Source organism: Pseudarthrobacter sp. BIM B-2242 (assembly GCF_014764445.1).
Taxonomy (GTDB): Bacteria; Actinomycetota; Actinomycetes; order Actinomycetales; family Micrococcaceae; genus Arthrobacter; species Arthrobacter luteus_A.
In genome coordinates this window covers 1,312,966-1,330,171 of the sequence record NZ_CP061721.1, presented here as the reverse complement: position 1 = coordinate 1,330,171, position 17,206 = coordinate 1,312,966, and the positions used below count along the sequence as shown (strand labels likewise).

Sequence of the window (17,206 nt, the reverse complement as noted above, 5' to 3'; positions counted from 1 at the left end):
TCCTCGACGGGCGTCGCCCGCGTTCACTGTCGTTTCGGTGTGCCGTGCCGTTACTGGCCGACGCAGGCGATCGATTCATCCTCCAGCGGCGAGGACGTGCCGTCGCTCCTGACGATCATCACCTGGATACAGGTGGGTTCTCCCGGGTTCAACGCCACCTGGGCGGTTGGCTCGGCAGCGGACTGGTACTCGCCCTGGCTGCCCAGGGCGTACACCCGCCACTTGTACGCGTCCCCGGTCTTAGGCTGCGGGTTGGTCCAGGTGAAGGTGGCCCGGCCGCCGTCAGCCGTTCCGGCCAGGTCCTCGACGTCGGGAACGATCCCGTTGTCCAGGGCATCTGCCGGGGGCTTACTGACCTGGTCGGTCTCGATCACTTTTGGCTCCGATGCCGTAGATGCCAGCACTATCCCCACAATGATGGCCAGGACCAGCGCCGTCCCGCCGGCCAGGGCGAGCCAGAGGTTGCGTTTGCCGTGGTCAGGGGCGGTTTCCGGTGCCGCGTCCGGGACAGTGGCCGGACGGCTGACCGTTGCGTCGATTTCGGGTTCCGGCCGGCCCGGCAGCCGTCCGGCCTGGTGTGCTGCCTGCTGCCCTGCCTGTGCCGGGAGAAGTCCCGGCCGCTGAACAGTGGAGTCCGGCGCGGAGCCGTAGTCGGCGTCGGCAGGCGCGCTCCCGCGGAGCATGGTGGCGTGGGCCCATTCCCCTGCGGGGTTGCCTGCAGCCTGATTTCCTTCCGGCTGACCGGCAAACAGACTGCCCGGAACCTGCGGGCGGGGCGCCGCCGCGGGTGCACCTGTTGCGGCAAATCCACCAGCGGGAGAGTCCGACGGCGGCGAACCGGCACCGGGGCCCTGCGGCCGGGTGCGTGCCGGGAAAGTGGGGGCGCTGCCGGTCCGTTCCGGATCGATGGCGGCAATGCTCCGGACCCGGGTCTCCTCGAAGCCGTCATCGGGGTGGCTGTCATCGTGGTTGGGCTCTTCGAGCACTTCGAAGGGCGTGACCGACAAATTCAGTTCCGCCTGGATCCGCTGCAGGGCCAGGGCGAAGGCATGGGCGGATGAGTACCTGGACGCAGCCGGTTTGGCCATGGCCGTGGAGAGTGCACGTTCCAGTGATTCCGGCACGTCGGCGCGGCCCAGGCGCGGCAGCGGCGCGCTGGTGATGCGGGAAATCAGTTCGCGCTGTGAGTTGTCGGTGCCGGGCATAACGAACGGCGACCGGCCGGCGAGCAGGGTGTACAGCGTGGCGCCGAGCGCCCAGACATCCACCATCACGCCGTCGACGGGGCCGTCAGTGAACTGTTCCGGCGGCGACCACGGGATGGACATTCCGGCGTCTTCGTCGGTGTCCCCGCCAAGGGTTCCCGAGATTCCGAAGTCCGTCAGGGCAGGCCGGTTGTAATCGGTCACCAGGATGTTGGCGGGCTTGATGTCCCGGTGGGCGATGCCGGCGCGGTGGGCGGTCTCGACGGCTGACGCCACCTGGATGCCGACGGCCAGGACCTCGTCCACGCTGAAACGCTGACGGCGGTAGCGGACGTCGAGGCTCGGCCGGGAGCAGTACTCCATGGCCAGGTAGGAGTGCCCGGCCTCGGTGACTTCAGCCTCGAAGATGGTCACGATGTACGGGTGCGACGAGAGCTGGGCCATCAGGTTGGCCTCGGACTCGAACCTGCGCCGGGCGCCTTCGGTCTTCAGGTCGGACAGGAGGACCTTGACGGCCACCTTGCGCCGCGGGCGGTCCTGTTCATAAAGGTAGACGTCGGAGAACCCGCCGGAGCCGAGCAGGCTGATGTACGTAAACCCCGGGATAGGGGGCGGCGGCGCAACCGGCCGTTTGGAACTCAAAGAATCTCCTCAAAACGCAATGAGACGTCGTCACCCAGTTCCGCGATATCGCCGTCGAGCAGGATGGCCATCTCGTTCTGGGCCAGTCTGCGGGGCTGCTGGCCCTCACGGACCAGGACGGTCCCGTTGGTGGCCTTTAGATCGCACAGCATGACGTGCCAGCCCTCAAGCCGGACTTCGACGTGCGAACGGGAAATGTCCCCGCTCGGGCTGGACACCTGAACGAGCCGTGGCATCACGCCGCCCTGCACCCGCGACACAGAAGGCTGCCGCCCGATCACCAAGGACTGGTCAAGGTCAACCAGTTCACCGGTGGAGACGCGCATCCTGCCCAGCCGTGGCCGCGCCACCTGCACGGCATCCGACGGGAGCGGCAGGCTGCAGGCAGAGCACTGGGCATGGGTGGGCGGGTTGGCATGGCCTCGGTCGCAGACCCGTGCCAGCACCAGGGTTCCGGTGCCCGCGTCAGTCTCTGCTGCCGGTGCCGGGCTTGCTGCCATGCCGGCGAGATCACTCTTCATGATGGTGTGGCCGTCGTGGTCACCGTCAAAGCCGGCGGCATCTGCTGAACCGGCTCCAGCGTCCGGCACCGGTGGCTGTATCGGGGCGTGCGCCTGGGGTTGTACCGGGGCGTGCGCCGGGACCTGAACTGAAGGCTCGAACGACGGCGGGACCTGGGCTGCCGGTAGGCTGCCCCCACTGGTCCGCCACGGGACCGAGTCGATGAGGCCGCCACCCGGGCCGGTGGCCGGGATTGCGCCTGGCAGGGGCACGGGTGCGTGCTGTGCGGGTGCTGGCGGAACAAGGTTAATGGCTTCCGGTGCATCAGGTTCGGCTGCAGGCGCAGGCGTATCTTCCTGCCGTGGTGCGCCGGCGTCCGCTTCGTCGGGCTCGTCGCGAACAGCAGCATCCTCGATGCGGCGGACCACGGTCTTCTCCCAGAGGTGGTCGTAGGTGCCGGTCAACTCGTGGGCGGGCACCTGGTCCGCATGGGATGGCTCAATAGTGTGGGACGGCTCAATAGCGTGGGACGGCTCAATATCCTGTGAGGGCCCGGCATCCTCTGAAAGCCCGCCGTCCTGCGGGACCTCCGCAAGCTCCCCGGCCGCCACGGCCTGCTGCTCCGGCTCAGGCGTTTCAGCGTCATAATGTGCGTCATCATCCAGCGCCATCACTGTCTCGGCGGAGGCCTCGGGGCCTGATTCCGGGACAGCCGGCAAGTCCGCAACGGGCGGGGCCGGAGCAACGTCAGCCGCGGGCACAACGGCAGGGTCGGATGGAACGGCGGCGTCCGGTCCGGCTGCCTCCAGACCTGCGGCGGCAAGCACAACGGGTGCCGCGGCCGGAGCGTCAGCCGGCGCATCAGTCAGTGCCACAGTCAACGACTGCAACAGGACAACGCCCTCAGTGAGCGGAAGGGCCGGTCCGGCCGGGGCTTCCCCGGCGACAGTAAGGCGGTACCACTGAGGAAGGTCGAGGCGACGCTCCGCCCAGGTGGTGACGTCCCGCCCGTTCAGTTCCACCGGTCCGCCGGGCAGCTGCACTGTCAGGTCCAGGTCACCGCGCAGGAAGACCCGGAGCTCGTCACGGTAGTCCACAATGCCGAAGGACGGGATCTGCGCGAGCGAGACCCCGAAGCTACTGGTGACGGCGTGCAGTACCTCGTGCACTTCCGGAGCATCCTCGAGCAGGTCCCAGAGGGACCGGACGAGGGCCGGCGGGGTCTCGGGCCCCAGGAAAACGGCAGTGCGGGAGCGGAGCAGACCCAGCCAGGCGCCTGTGGTGTATTCGACGGTGGCCATCTCAGCGCTCCCCGGGTTCGTCATCTTCGGCAGCCCGCCGGCTGGCATCAACAATCTGCGACCTGGGCAGCGTGTCCTCGTCTTCGCCGCCGGCAGAGGGCCTGGGCGCTGTGGTGGCCATGCCGGCGTCGTTCATCAGGTTTTTGGCGTCAACCACAATGACGGTGACATTGTCCCGTCCGCCGTTGCGCAGTGCTGCCTGGATCAGGGCGTCCACGGCGTCCTGGGGATGACCGACGGTGCTCAGGATCCGGTGGATGTGTTCGTCCGTCAGTTCGGCGTTGAGGCCGTCCGAGCAGATCAGGATCCGGTCGCCTTCCTCCACGGGCAGCAGCCAGTAGTCCGCTTCAGTTTCGTCGCCGGTGCCAAGCGCCCTGGTAACCACGTGGCGGCGCGGGTGGACCGTGGCCTGCTCCGGGGTGATCTCGCCGGCGTCCACAAGTTCCTGGACCTCCGAGTGGTCCACGCTGACCTGGGCAAAATTTCCCTGGCTCAGCCGGTATGTCCGGGAATCACCAATGTTCATGACCAGCCAGTACGGCATGCCCATCTGTTCCACCACCACGGCGCCCGTCAGGGTGGTCCCGGCACGGGCACCGGTCACCTCCCGGATGGAGCTGTCGGCTCGGAGCAGGTACTGCTGCAGCACAGCCGCCGTGACGCTGCGCTCTCCGCTGGCAAGCTGCGGCATCGCGGCCAGCGCGCGCACGCACATACCGCTGGCGATCTCCCCGGCTTCGTGCCCGCCCATGCCGTCTGCCACGGCGAAGACAGGGTCCGAGGCGATGAAGGAGTCTTCATTGAGTTCCCGGCGGAGTCCGCGGTCCGTACCGTAGCCGTAACTCAGGCTGAGGCCGGACCGGGTTTCTGCGTCGGAAGAGTCACTTTCGGGCTGTGAGTTCATGCCTGTCCTAGGTGGAAGGAGCGGTCACCAAAGTGGACTGTGGATCCCGGGCTGATAAAGGCGGGTACGCCCGGCTGAAGGGGCGTGCGCCGGCCGTCCGGCGTGGTGACGGCGCTGCCGTTGGTGGAGTTTCGGTCCGTAACCCAGATGCCCGCGCCGTCGGTCAGCAGGTGCAGGTGCGTTTTGGAAATCGAGCGGCCCGGATCGTTGACCGCCAGGAGCTGCGCCTGCTGCTCGCCCGCCTGGCCCACGGGGTTCCGTCCCACCAGGACGTTTTGATCGAGCTGGAAGTCCCGGCCGTCGTCGAGCTTTATCCGCAGCACCGCGACCGGAGGCGCATACGGCGCACCGCCGCGCATCTGCGTGCGGTCCAGGTCGTCGTCCGGATGTGCGGTGGCGGCGGCGGGTACGGGAAGAGTGGCCGCAGGAGTTTCGGGTATGTGGGACGCGGGGGCGGCAGGTGGGGAGAACGACGCCGGCGCATAGGGCTGCGGCGCTGCGTAAGGCTGCGAGGGTGCAGGCTGTGCGGCGGGTGGCTGCGGCGCTGCGTACGCCTGCGCGGGTGCGGGCTGTTCGGTGGCCGGCTGTGCGGCTGCCGACTGTGCGGGTGCCGGGGCAGGAGGTGCAGCATATGGCTGGACGGGAGCGGCCTGCCGGGCCACGGGCGAAGCGACCTGCTGGACGGGCGGCAGGTCCAGCGGCGCGAAACTGTACGGGCCCTGGATCCCGCCCGAGGTGATGGGGTTGCGGCCTGCGCTGACGTCGAAGACCAGGGTTTTAGCGGCGGCATCATGCCAGCCGCGCAGTTTCCCGTTGGCGTCCCAGGTGTTGGAAACCACCACCAGGACAGCCCAGACGGTACCGAGAAGGACCAGCGGCCCGAGGATGAACAGGGCAATGTCGAACCATTTGAAGATGACGATGAGCACGGCCGCCACAAACGCCAGAACAATACCGGCGCCTGTGATGAGGCCCCGCAGGAACACCGCGCCGGTGCCGGGGGCGTAGCCGTCCGTGTCAGCGCTGCGGATGCCCATGACCCGGTTGCCGATGGTGGCGCCGGAACGGCCTTCCATGCCCAGCAGGACCACCAGGTAGACGATCGTCAGGCCCAGGCCGATGCTGCCGAACAGGACGACGGAGGCTGTGTCATAGATGATGAACCCGCCGCTGAGGGTGCGGGTGATGCCCGCGAAGCCGATGGCGAACGTCACCACCAGGACTGCGACGGGGGCCAGCCAGTCCAGCACTGCGGCGCCGAGCCGTTTGCCGGCCGTGGCCGGAACCAGCTCAAGATTGGCTGCCATTCCCGTTCCTCCCCCTGGAGCCGTTTGTACTACCGGGATAGTACCGGGATTCTGTCCCCCGTGCGCCGCAGCGCTTTCCATCACGGCCCGCTGTGCATGGTCCACGTTGCGGCCGCTGCGCGCAGACCTGTTGGGCAGCGGAGCGCCGCAGGCCGTACAGAACGTGGCACCGCCGCGGATCAGTTGCTGGCACCGCTGGCAGCGCTCAGGCTCGTTCATCATGACTCAGTGTGGTTCTTCCTGCCAGGGTTCCGCAGAACGGTGGTCTCATCAGCTTCGGACGCGGGCGCCGCCATACCGGCTCCGCCGCCCTGCACAGCAGGACCAGGCCCTGCTGTAACGTCCGGGCCGGTCTCCACCCTACCGGTGCGGGACGGCCGTGCCGCCGAACCCGGGCCGGCGGAACGGGACGGCAGCAGACGCCCCAGCCGCGCACTGCGCGATTTCAGGGCGGCACGGCCGTCGGCCAGCAGTGACCGGGGCGAGAACCTGGCCCGCTGCCGGCGCCAGAATCCTACAGTCCCGGTGATCTCCTTCAGCGAGCCGTCCACGATGGACCAGTACTCCCGGACTTCATCCTCCGTGGGCTGCCCGGCTCCGAAGATGGACGCATCCGCCCGGTGCGCCAGCATGGTTGTGGTCTGTCCTGTGCCGGGGAAGGCCGCCGCCACCACGGCCGCGCTTTCGCGGCGGGTCGAGCGCGCATCGATGCCGGCACCCATGTCTGTCGCAAGGCTGAGGACCTCGTTCCAGCCTCCGCCGACCCGCTGCGCAGGGTGCCCGTCGCTGAAACGCGCCTTCCGGCGTCGTGATTTGAGGAGCGCGATCAGCAGCAGCGGCAGCGCGAGGATCGCCAACGGGATCAGCGCAACACCCAGGGCCCCGAGCAGGGCACCCCAGAACAGCCAGGGGTTGTCCTTCTTCTCATCCGCGTCCAGGGCATCCGGCGAAGAATCCGTGGGCAGGTCCACGGGCTCCTGCGGCGGGGGCGGCGGCTGCAGCACCTGGGGCTTGGGCTTGGACTTGTTTTCGGGGTCCGGCGGGATGGGGATGTTGTCCTTCGGGGGCGTGGGGTCAAAGCTGACCCAGCCCACCCGGTCGAACGCCACTTCCACCCACGCATGGACGTCCTTACCCGTGATCCTGACTTCACCGGCTCCGTTTTCCGGGCTGGTGGGATCGGGGTAGAAACCCATCACCACGCGTGAGGGGATGCCCAGGTGCCGGAGCATCAGGGACATGGAGACGGCGTATTGCTCGTCGTCGCCAAGCATCTGCTTGGCCGTCAGCAGGTTCCTGATGCGGGACGAGCTGTGGCCGGACACGCTGGGCAACTGGCCCTCGGTGACCAGCCCGTTGCTGAAGGCACCGGTCTTCTGGAAGTGCGCCTCGATCTGCCGCACCCGGTCAATCGGGGTGGGCGCATCAGCCGAGAGGTCGTTGGCCTGGGAGCCAATCACCGGCGGGACCTCGAGAGCCTCGGGGAGGGTGACTTTGGCGAAGTCGTACTGGGTCAGCTGGCCATGCTCGAGCTTGACCGGATCCGATACCTGGACGCTGTAGGAATCCCCCTGGGACAGGCCCTGGGTGGTCACTGCGGTGTCCGTGCCTGCGTTGAAGTACAGGCCCGAGGCTGCGGCGGACGAACTCTGGTCAAAGCTCAGGCCGGTGGTCTTCCGGCCGCCCGGAACGAAGTACCCCTGGTAGTCCTCAATGGTGATGTCCATCGAGTAGTCATTGGTGGGCACAACACTGGACGTGTCAGCCAGCGTGTTGATGGACTTCGTGTCGCCAACCTTGCTGAAACTGCCCGAGCCGTTGGGGTCCATGTTGTAGTTGGTGCCGTTGAAGGCATCCAGGGCACCCAAGCGGACCCTGCCGTCCCTGGGCAGTCCCTTGACCACGAACAATGTGTCGTCTTTCTGGTCTTTGACGAAGGTCCGGAAACTGGCCAGGGGGGTGATGTAGTCCTTGGGATCGAAGGGCGGGACCACCACGTTGCGCAGCACCTTGCGGTCGCTGCCCGCGGTTACCAGGGGCGCGGCCACTGCGGTGATGGCCACGCTGGCTGCGATGACAGCCGCGGCCATCCCGATCCGGCGGAGCTTGGCCCGCTGGGCTGTGGCAGTGTCCGCCTGCGGGCGGTTGACCGAGACTTTCCGGGTGTCGCTGCGGCGCAGCGCGTCCCGGCGGAAGGTTGCCCAGGCAATGGCGACGACCGTCAGGCCAATACCGCGCTCAACAGTGAGGAACGCAGCGTTGGTGCTGAAGGCAATGCCGGTGACAAACAGGACCAGCACCGGGAGTAGCGGCCAGTAGGGGCTCTTCAGCCGCCAAATGAGCAGGCCGGCAACCAGGGCGGTGAGCAGTGAACTCAGGAAGGGCACAATCAGGACCCCGCCGGCGGTGCCTACGGGGACACCCACGGTGAGCATGTCCTTCCACGCGAACACCACACCCAGGAGGAGGGTACGCAGGGAGTCGAGGCTGGGGACGAACCCGGCAATCGCGGCATCCGGCACGGCAAGGAGCGTCCCGAATACCAGGTAGGCGCCAAGGGTGAGGGCGGCAGTGATCAGCAGGCCGAGGCGCAGGTGCGCGTTGGCCGCCGCGATGCCGAGGCCCAGGATGATGCCGCCGAACCCGGAGACAAGGTAGTAGGGGTCGCCGCCGAAGCTGAGGCTGAAACCCAGGAGGCCGAGCCCGAGCAGCACGGTGAGGGCGCCGGCGTCGAGCATAAAATGCCAGGCGGGCTGGCCGTCGGCGAAAGCTGACTCGTTCTGCCGCCGTGACGGTGTCCGGGGCCGGAGGTCGGATGCGGAGCTCATGCGGCCGCCTTTCTGAGGACGATCGCGAGGTCGGCGAGGTCGCCGAGGGTCAGGACGGTCAGGTCTGCGATGTTGGCGCGGCCGGGGGCCGCCCCGATCTGGAGGCGGACGGCCAGGCTGCGCACGCCCGGCGGCACGGATGCCGCCGCAGAGCGGAGCTGCGTGGGCGTTACATTGCTGCCCACAACAAAAAAGACCACCGACGCGTTGGGCACCGTGTCTGCCAGTGTCCGGGCGAGGTCGACGGCGGTGCGGCGCATGGGTGCCCCGGCGATCCGGGTCATGTCATCCAGCAGGTTCCGGCCCGTTTCGCAGCGGAGCGGCCCTTTTTGGGTGAGGACATCGAGCTCGCGCTGTTCGCGGATGGCCTGCCGGCCGATCGAGGCGGCCGCAGAGATGGCCATTTCGAATTCCTGCTCCGACGCATATTCGTCAGTGTTGATGGACAGCGAGATGGCCAGGTGGGCGCGCCGGGTCTCCTCGAACTGGCGAACCATCAGCTTGTTGGTCCGTGCGGTGGTCTTCCAGTGGATGTGCCGCCGGTCATCGCCCGGGACGTAATCGCGCAGGGCATGGAAGGAGACGTCCGCGCTGGAGAGGTCGGTGGTGGGCATGCCTTCAAGGTCGCGGATGAAGCCGGCTGCTGAACCGGCCAGGGCAACCGTCTTGGGGTGCACAAAGAGGTCCTCCGGTTCCGTCCACATGACCTGGCGGCGGAGCAGGTGCAGCGGGTCGGCCCGGACAGAGCGGACCGGTCCCACGACAATTACGGCGCGCCGGGCCGTGGGGATGGTGAAGAGGTCCTCGTGAACCTGCTGCGGCTTCATCCGGGGCAGGTGGAAGACGGCGGTGGCGTTGCCCACCGGCAGTTCCAGCGCTGCCGGCAACAGGGGGCGCGTGGAGGTATTGGAAACTGCGATGCTTCCCACCGCGCTGTCCCCCACTGCCACGCGGGTCCGGGCAAGGTCCAGGATCACGCCGTACGAGGACCGGCCCAGGATGAACCCGATGGCGATCAGGAACAAGACAAAGGCAGCGATGGCCGCGGCTTTGGCCTCCTGCCAGCCGAAGGCCTGGCCCGCAGTCCACAGCAGGATGGAGGCGGCCAGGACGGACCAGCCCAGGACGCTGACCACCGAAAGCACGGGCCACGCATACTGCAGCCATAGGCCGCGCACCTTCTCCCACGCCGGGGTGAGGGCGAGGGCGGCCGTGCCGGTGGCCTCAGACCAGACAGACGACGGATGCAGCCTGGTGGGTTTGCCGTTCCGGTGGAAGGGTTCCCGGAGGCGTTCAGCAAGCCGGATCAACGGAGTGCTGCTGGACATAGAGGTACCTTTGTTCGCGCTGGAGGATGGTTGGTCTGGGGCTCCGGGGAGCGTTAGACGGCGGCGCGCTGCTGCGGTGCCGCAACGTCGGACAGCACCCGTGCCAGGACCGCCTCGGCCGTGGCTCCGGAGAACTCCGCTTCAGGGTCCATCACAAAGCGGTGGGTCCAGACCACAGCGGCCAGGTCCTTGACGTCGTCCGGGAGGACGAAGTTGCGGCCCTGCCCCGCCGCCCAGACCTTGGCTGCCCGCACCATGGCGATGGCGCCGCGGACGGAGACGCCCAGCCGGCTCTCCGGGGCGTTGCGGGTCTCCTCGCAAAGCCGGGAGATGTATTCCAGGACGGCCGTATCCACGTGAACGGTGGCCGCGAGGTCAGCCATGTCAGCCACGGCCTGCGTGGTGATGACCGCCGAGAGTTCCTTCGACCGGTCCTTGAGGTTGTTGCCGCCCAGCAGCCGCACTGTGGACGCGTGGTCCGGGTAGCCGATGGACGTCTTGATCAGGAAGCGGTCCAGCTGGGCCTCGGGCAGGCGGTAGGTACCGGCCTGCTCAATGGGGTTCTGGGTGGCCATCACCATGAACGGCCGGCCGGCCTCGTAGGTTACGCCGTCCACGGTGACACGGGACTCTTCCATGACTTCCAGCAGCGCCGACTGGGTCTTGGGCGAGGCACGGTTGATCTCATCGGCGAGGACGATGTTGTTGAAGATCGGGCCCTTGTGGAACTCGAACTTCTGCGTCTTCTGGTCGTAGATGGTTACACCCGTCACGTCCGACGGCAGGAGGTCGGGGGTGAACTGGATGCGGTTGTTGGACCCTTGGACGGTGGCGGCCATGGCACGGGCCAGCATGGTCTTGCCCGTGCCGGGCGCGTCCTCGAACAGCACGTGTCCCTCAGCCAGCATGGCGGTGAAGGTCAGCCGGATGACGTGTTCCTTACCCAGCACCGCCTGCCCCACGTTGGCAACGAGCTTTTCGAAAGTGCCTGCAAACCATTCGGCCTGCTCGGTGGTCATCGTCATGAAAATGTTCCTTTTCTAATGGTGCTGGATGTCATGGGGCCGGCTTACCGTTTGGGCATGTTGTTTGGCGGGTTGCAGCCAAGGGAAACAGTGTCGCAGCGGGCATAGTTTCCTGCCGCTCCGCCCGAAGTCAGGTGGTACCAAATGCCCGAGGGGTTGGACGTGGTCTTGTACCAGACCACGTAGGCATCGGTCTGGGCCACAACACCGGAATTGAACCAAATACCAGGGCTGAGGCACTGATCCGGATTCGTGTTGCGGTAGCTGTCGGTGCCGTAACGCGGTTCAGTGCAGGTGCGCACGGGTGCAGTAACGCTCCACGATGTTGGGGGCGGAGGCGTCGGGTCCGCACCGGAGCGTGAGTTCGCGGAACCTGCCGGACCGGGGTCCACCGTCACTGCCCGGACCTTTAGGTTGCGCTGCTGGTCCCAGCCACCGGCAGCACGATCGTAGCGGTTAACCCTGCCGACGTTGATCCAGCCGCCACCTTCATAGCTCACTTCGTAGTGGCTCAGTGGCCGGCCATTGGGGGCGGCGTCATTCCAGGTCCAGTGCACGTCGCCATCACCCTTGGCCGACGTTCTGCCGTCCACGTTGGGCGCGCCGGGCGAACCGTAAGGGTTACCGGTACCTATGGGTTGGGCGTCGCCTGAAATGTTGTTCTTGGTGGACGTGGCGACGATCGTGACGGTAATGTCCCGGCCGTTGGTGAGGCCGCCGATGGTACCGCCGCCGGCCTGGATACCGCCGGAGCGGCCATCCGCGTTGTAGGAATACTGGATCTCAGTTTCGGTCGAACCGTTCCGCTGGGCCTGGGTCAGCGGCGTGAACGTTACGCGCAACTGACCGCTGGTGCCTGTCGCGGTTACCGTTCCGCCGCTCACCTGACCCGGTTTGCCGGCTGCACGGATGGCAGCGGAGGGAGCACTGGTCCCGGACGTTCCGGCCTTGTTGGTGGCGGAGACGGTGAAGGTGTAATTGGCCTCGGAGTTGTTCACGGTGACGTTCTGCGTGGTGCCCGACGTGACCGGCTGCGTGGCAACCACGGCCCCGCCCTGCAAGGTGTTGAGCGTGTAGGAGGAGATCGCGTCGCCGTTGTTGTTCGGCGCGGTCCAGCTGACCTTTAGCTGGCTCGTGGAACCAAGCTGTGCAGCCTGTGATGCCGTGGGAGCCGCAGGCGTGGCCGGCACACCGGCAGGCACCTCAGCGGCCGAATAGGCACTCCACTCGGACGGTTCCTTGGCGTCGTTCCGGGCCAGGACCCGCACCTTGTAGGACACGCCGTTCTGGAGTCCCTTCCAGACGTAGCTGACAGCGGTCAGGTTCTGGATCTGGGCATTCTGTCCGGCAGGCGGAGGCGAAATCTCAAGGTCGTAGGACTTGACCGGCGAGCCCTTGCTGGCCGGTGCCACCCAGTTCACGGCAAGCTGCTTGTCACCGAACTTGAGGGTGGGAGCCAGGGGCGTGTCCGGTTTGACGTCAGGGCGGACCTCCGCGGAGGCGGGTGAGCGGTCAGACTCGCCGAACTCGTTGGTGGCCGTCACCTCGAACGTGTACTTGGTGTTGTTGACCAGCCCGGTGAGGGTACAGGTGTTGGCCGGGCAGTCCTGCCTGAAGCCGGCGCCGTACACCGTGTATTTGGTGATGGGCGCCCCGCGGTCGGCGGGCGCGCTCCAGGTCAGAAGGGCCGTCTGGTCCCCCACGCTCTGGGCCTGCGGAGTGCTCGGTGCCAGCGGCTTGTCCTTGACAGTGAGCCGGACCCGGGCGGTGGCCTGCCGTGAGCCTTCCTGGGTTTTATCGGCCACCGTGTAGGAAACCACCAGGGACCCGCTGAATCCCGGGGCGGGCGTCACGGTCAGCGAATCGCCGGATACTTCAACGTTGCCGCTGCCGGTTTCGGTGGCCGCAGCAATGATCTTCAGCGGCGTTTCCGGGAACGGGTTCGAGTCGTTGGCAAGCACATTGACGGTGAGCGGCTTGCCCGCCGCAGCGTTAGGTTCAAGGTCGTCGTTCGCCACCGGCTTGGGCCGGTTGGAGGCGATCACGGCCAGCTGGTACGTGGCGGTTGCCTCCAGACCACGCGAATCCGTAGCTTTGACCTGCACCGCACCCGAGGTACCCGTGGCGGTTGCGCCGTCCACGGAGGTCTTGAGGACCTTTCCGTCGATGCGGGCGTTGAAGCTGGCCGGGCTGCCGCCCACCAGTTCGTACTTCATGGTGTCCACGTCGTCACGGTCCGGATCGGACGTCAGCCGGCTCAGGTCCGTGTCGGCGGACTCACCCTTCGGCACCTCAACGGTGGCGCCGAGCAGTTCGGGCGGGTTGTTCCGGTTTGGATCGGGCAGCACCTTGGTGCGGATGCTGAGGGTGGACTTCAACCCGGCCGGATCATCAACGGCGGTACCGTCAGTGACTTCGAAGCTCAGCGAGCCAGGGCCTACGTAGTCCGTTCCCGCCATGTACTTCAGGGCGGTGCCGTCGCCTGAGACGGGGTTGCTGCCGTCAGCTCCAATGAGCTTGATCCGGTCCGTCTGGGTCAGGCGGGGAGAGCGTCCCTCGCGGACCTTCACCCACTCCTTGAGGTCCACGTCGATGGACTGGCCGGAGACGACCTCGATCACCTCGTCCTTGGCCAGGGTAGGAACCTGTTGTCCCAGCCCGGGCACCCAGATGATCGCCGTGGACTTCTGCCCGTCCACGTCTTCGACGTAGTACGGGATCAGCTGCGGCTGTTCGGTGAGCTCCACGATCATGTTGCCTTCAGTCCCGGGGCGCGCGGTCAGGGCCTCGGTGGTGATCTTGAGGTTCTCGCCCACGCCGTCCGGGTCTTCGTCGTTCTTGAGGACGGGCACGTCAACGGCGGTCTTGCCCATGGCCTGGGCGGAGGTCACACGGTCGTCACGGGCGATGGGGGCTTTGAGGGGAACCTCGTTGTCCACCACCACGCGGATGGCGGCCTGGGCGGTGGCCCCCCGGTCGTCGGCGATCGTGTAGCGGACGTTGACTGTTCCTGCCGCGTTGGGGGCCAGCAGGATGATGCGTCCGCTGGTCTTGCTGACGGTGGCCTGCAGGGCTGCGTCAGCCTCGATCCCTTCCGTGAGGATGCGGATGCGGTCCCCGTCAGGGTCGGTGTCGTTGCCCGTGGCGTCGACGGCGATCTGCCGCCCCGGACGGACCTTCACCTCGTCATCGACGGGTGTGGGGTTCTGGTTGGTTTCGCCGCGGGGCGCGATCCCGACGGTCACCGTTCCGGTGTTGACCGCTCCCTGCCTGTCCACCACCTTGTAGCGGAAAGTGTCTGTTCCGGCGCCGTCGCCGGCGGCCGTGAAATCGATGAAGTTGCTTCCTACGGTTGCGGTACCCATCGCGGGGGTGCTGTCGATGCCGGTGAGCTGGACGGAGTCGCCGTCGGGATCAATCCCGTCAAGCGGGACGGGGATCCGGACGGTGCCGGCGGCCACCACGCGGGCCGTGAGGTTACGCGGCTGCGGACGGGAGTTCTCCGCGCCTTCCAGGGGAAGGATGTGGATGGTCACTGCGGCGGCGCTCTTCTGTCCCTGGGGGTCCACCGCGTTGTAGATGGCCCGCACCGTTTTCGGCTGGGCACCGGCGATGAACCGCACCGTATTTTCGGAGACGAAGCTCTTGCCGTCCAGTTCGTCCACGGCCTGCGGCAGGACCGGGTCGACGGTCAGTTCCTGGCCCTGGGGGTGGGTGTCGTTCTCCAGCACCGGGATGGTGACGACGTCGTTGACGCGGACGTTCACTTCGTCCGGTTTGGGCTGGGGTGCTTCGACGACGGCGGGAGCCGGAACCGGGACCACGGAGACACTGCCGGTGGCTGACTTTTTGCCGTTGGACATGGTGTATTCGAAGCGGAAAGGTTCCTTGGTGCCCAGGACATCGGTGATGCGCAGGACGCCGTGGTCGATCACGCTCACGGAAGCGGTGTTGTTCTCCGGGAGCTGCACGGACTGGAGCACCAGCACGCCGCCGGACGGGTCCGAGTCATTCGCCAGCGGGTCCAGGAGGACGCTGCCGCCGGTCGGCATCAGCGCAACATCATGCACCGCGACGGGATCGCCGGAGTCATTACCGGACTCAACGTCAACGCGGATGAGTCCCTGGCTGCTTTGCGGTCCGTTGCTGGCGATGTACGTCAGGTAGACCGGACCGGGAGTGGTGCTGCGGAAAGTGAAGGTTCCGCCGTCGGTGACGGGACCCAGCTCGGCCGGTCCGTTCGCCTCCACCTGCGCCAGGCGGAGGGCACCGCCGTTGGGATCGACGTCGTTCTTCAGGGGTGCGATCACCAGGTCCTGGCCCACCACCGCCGTGACGTGGTCGGCGTTGACTACCGGCGCCAGGGCACCGGGCGGCTGGACGTTGATCACAACCTTTCCCGTGACCGAGGCGCGGCCATCCCAGATAGTGACTTCCACGTTCTTCTTCCCGGCCGTTGCACCGGAGTCCTGGAAGGTCAGCAGTCCGTCGCGGCGGACCTTGACCTGGTCCTGGTCGTTGTCGGCTTTGGCATCCATCAGGACGAGGTCGTCGCCGTCGGGATCGGTCCAGTCGGTGAGGATGTTCTGGCTGACGGTTTTGCCCTGTTCCACCAGCATGGTGGTGGGGTCACCGCCGCGTTTGAAGACGGGCGGCCGGTTTTCCTCGTCGCCCACGATGTTGAGCGTGACCTGGCCGCCGGCGGAAAGACCCCGGCCGTCAGCAGCGTTGTAGTTGAAGGTCTCGGTGCCGGGCCGGGCGTCTGCCGGGACGGCGATCTGGAAGGCCGTGCCACCGTAGATGCTCTGCAGCGTTCCCGTCTTAGGGCCGGATTCGCCGACGGCGGCGGTCAGGACGTCGCCGTCGGGATCGGAATCGTTGTCCAGGACACTGAGGATGGTGGTGCGTCCGGGACGGACGCCGACAACGTCCGGTTTTGTCTCCGGCGGCCGGTTGGGTTTGGTGCGGTCCGGCAGGACGTTGATGGTGTTGTTGTCCGCCGATTCCTGGTCCTGCTCATCGGACTCGTTTTTGGGCGGGACAACATCGTCCCAGTTGTTCACCAGCTGCATGTTCTGGTTCACCAGCCACACATTCCCCGAGTTCACATCGTTCAGGACCACCAGGTCCCGGTTCACCCGGAAAACATACGACGGCGACGCACTCGCCTTCGGCACGTCCACATTCTTATAATCAGCATCATTCACACAATCACGGACATACTTATTCGCCCCCGACCACGCCGCATGCACACACCCGCCCAACTGCACCGGCGCAGCCGGGACACCCTCACCGCCAAACGACACCGTCTTCGCCGTCGAACCATCCAACGGCTGCTTCAACAACGCCTTCTGCGTCGAAATAGCCACAAAATCACCGGCCGGCCCGTTCTGCTGCAACTTCGCATCCCGCGCCTCAGCCAACTGCAAACGCTTCCCGCCCGGCAGGAACAGGTTCCCCGCCGCAGCATCCAACACCACCGGCTCATCCCCCACCACCGTGATCTGCAGATCCCCCGCACCCTTCAACTCACCCCAGGTACTCGAATCGGAGCTGACCACCTCGCCGTTGGCATCCACAGTGGTCACCGTGACCACACCGGATTTCGGGTCGGCCGAGTACACCCTGTCGTCGGCACCCACCGCTGACACGAGGCCCTCAGAGCCCACCATCACCGGCTCAGAGGATTCCTGGTCAAACCCATTGACAGTCGACGGCGAGAGGGCCCAGACCTTCCCGGCCGCCGGATCGGTCACCGAAATCACCCCGGCGCCAAAACTGACGTCGGCAGAACCCGGCAGCTGCTTGTCCCCGCCCAGGCGCATGTTCGCAGGAGAAACCTGGTTCAGCGTCGAACCCGTCTCATCATCCACAAACACATCCCCGGCACTCTGAAGAATGTCGAACGTCGTACTGGCCGGCGTCACCGCACCATCAAGAACACGCGACGGATAGTTCAACCGCCCCACAGCGTTATTGGACTTACTAACAACCCACACACCGCCGTCGTTCAACTCCACCTCAGTGGTCTTGAACCCCGGATAGATGATCGCCCCGGCCACCAACACAGCACCAGCCGCGGCAAAAGCCGAACCGGTAACCAGTTTGTTGTGGCGTTTCTTGAGACCAAGCTTCCCCAGCAGAGTTGTCACAGTGTTTCTTTTC

The 17,206-nt window shown here is 66.5% G+C and carries 8 protein-coding genes; all 8 read right to left on the bottom strand.

Going from position 1 to position 17,206, the window contains the following annotated elements; translation table 11 throughout:
* Nucleotides 1–50: 50 nt before the first annotated feature.
* Nucleotides 51–1,847, bottom strand: coding sequence for a serine/threonine-protein kinase (locus IDT60_RS06105; RefSeq protein ID WP_191081274.1), 1,797 nt, complete (start codon nt 1,845–1,847; stop codon nt 51–53).
* Nucleotides 1,844–3,649, bottom strand: a complete 1,806-nt coding sequence (locus IDT60_RS06100) for an FHA domain-containing protein (RefSeq protein ID WP_191081273.1) — start codon at nt 3,647–3,649, stop codon at nt 1,844–1,846. Before IDT60_RS06100 ends, IDT60_RS06105 begins: the two co-directional genes overlap by 4 nt.
* Nucleotide 3,650: 1 nt before the next feature.
* Nucleotides 3,651–4,553 carry a PP2C family serine/threonine-protein phosphatase gene (locus IDT60_RS06095; protein WP_191081272.1) on the bottom strand — a complete coding sequence of 301 codons (903 nt, stop codon included), beginning with the start codon at nt 4,551–4,553 and terminating at the stop codon, nt 3,651–3,653.
* Nucleotides 4,550–5,860, bottom strand: coding sequence for an RDD family protein (locus tag IDT60_RS06090; protein ID WP_223883904.1), 1,311 nt, complete (start codon nt 5,858–5,860; stop codon nt 4,550–4,552). Before IDT60_RS06090 ends, IDT60_RS06095 begins: the two co-directional genes overlap by 4 nt.
* A gap of 218 nt (nt 5,861–6,078) precedes the next feature.
* Nucleotides 6,079–8,688 carry a transglutaminase domain-containing protein gene (locus IDT60_RS06085; RefSeq protein WP_191081270.1) on the bottom strand — a complete coding sequence of 870 codons (2,610 nt, stop codon included), beginning with the start codon at nt 8,686–8,688 and terminating at the stop codon, nt 6,079–6,081.
* Nucleotides 8,685–10,016, bottom strand: coding sequence for a DUF58 domain-containing protein (locus IDT60_RS06080; protein WP_191081269.1), 1,332 nt, complete (start codon nt 10,014–10,016; stop codon nt 8,685–8,687). Before IDT60_RS06080 ends, IDT60_RS06085 begins: the two co-directional genes overlap by 4 nt.
* 53 nt (nt 10,017–10,069) lie before the next feature.
* Entirely contained in the window at nt 10,070–11,041 is a 972-nt protein-coding gene (locus IDT60_RS06075) for a MoxR family ATPase (RefSeq protein ID WP_191081268.1), read from the bottom strand.
* A 44-nt stretch (nt 11,042–11,085) separates the two neighbouring features.
* A complete protein-coding gene (locus tag IDT60_RS06070) occupies nt 11,086–17,193 on the bottom strand; it encodes an Ig-like domain-containing protein (protein WP_191081267.1) in 6,108 nt (2,035 codons plus the stop codon).
* Nucleotides 17,194–17,206: the final 13 nt, after the last annotated feature.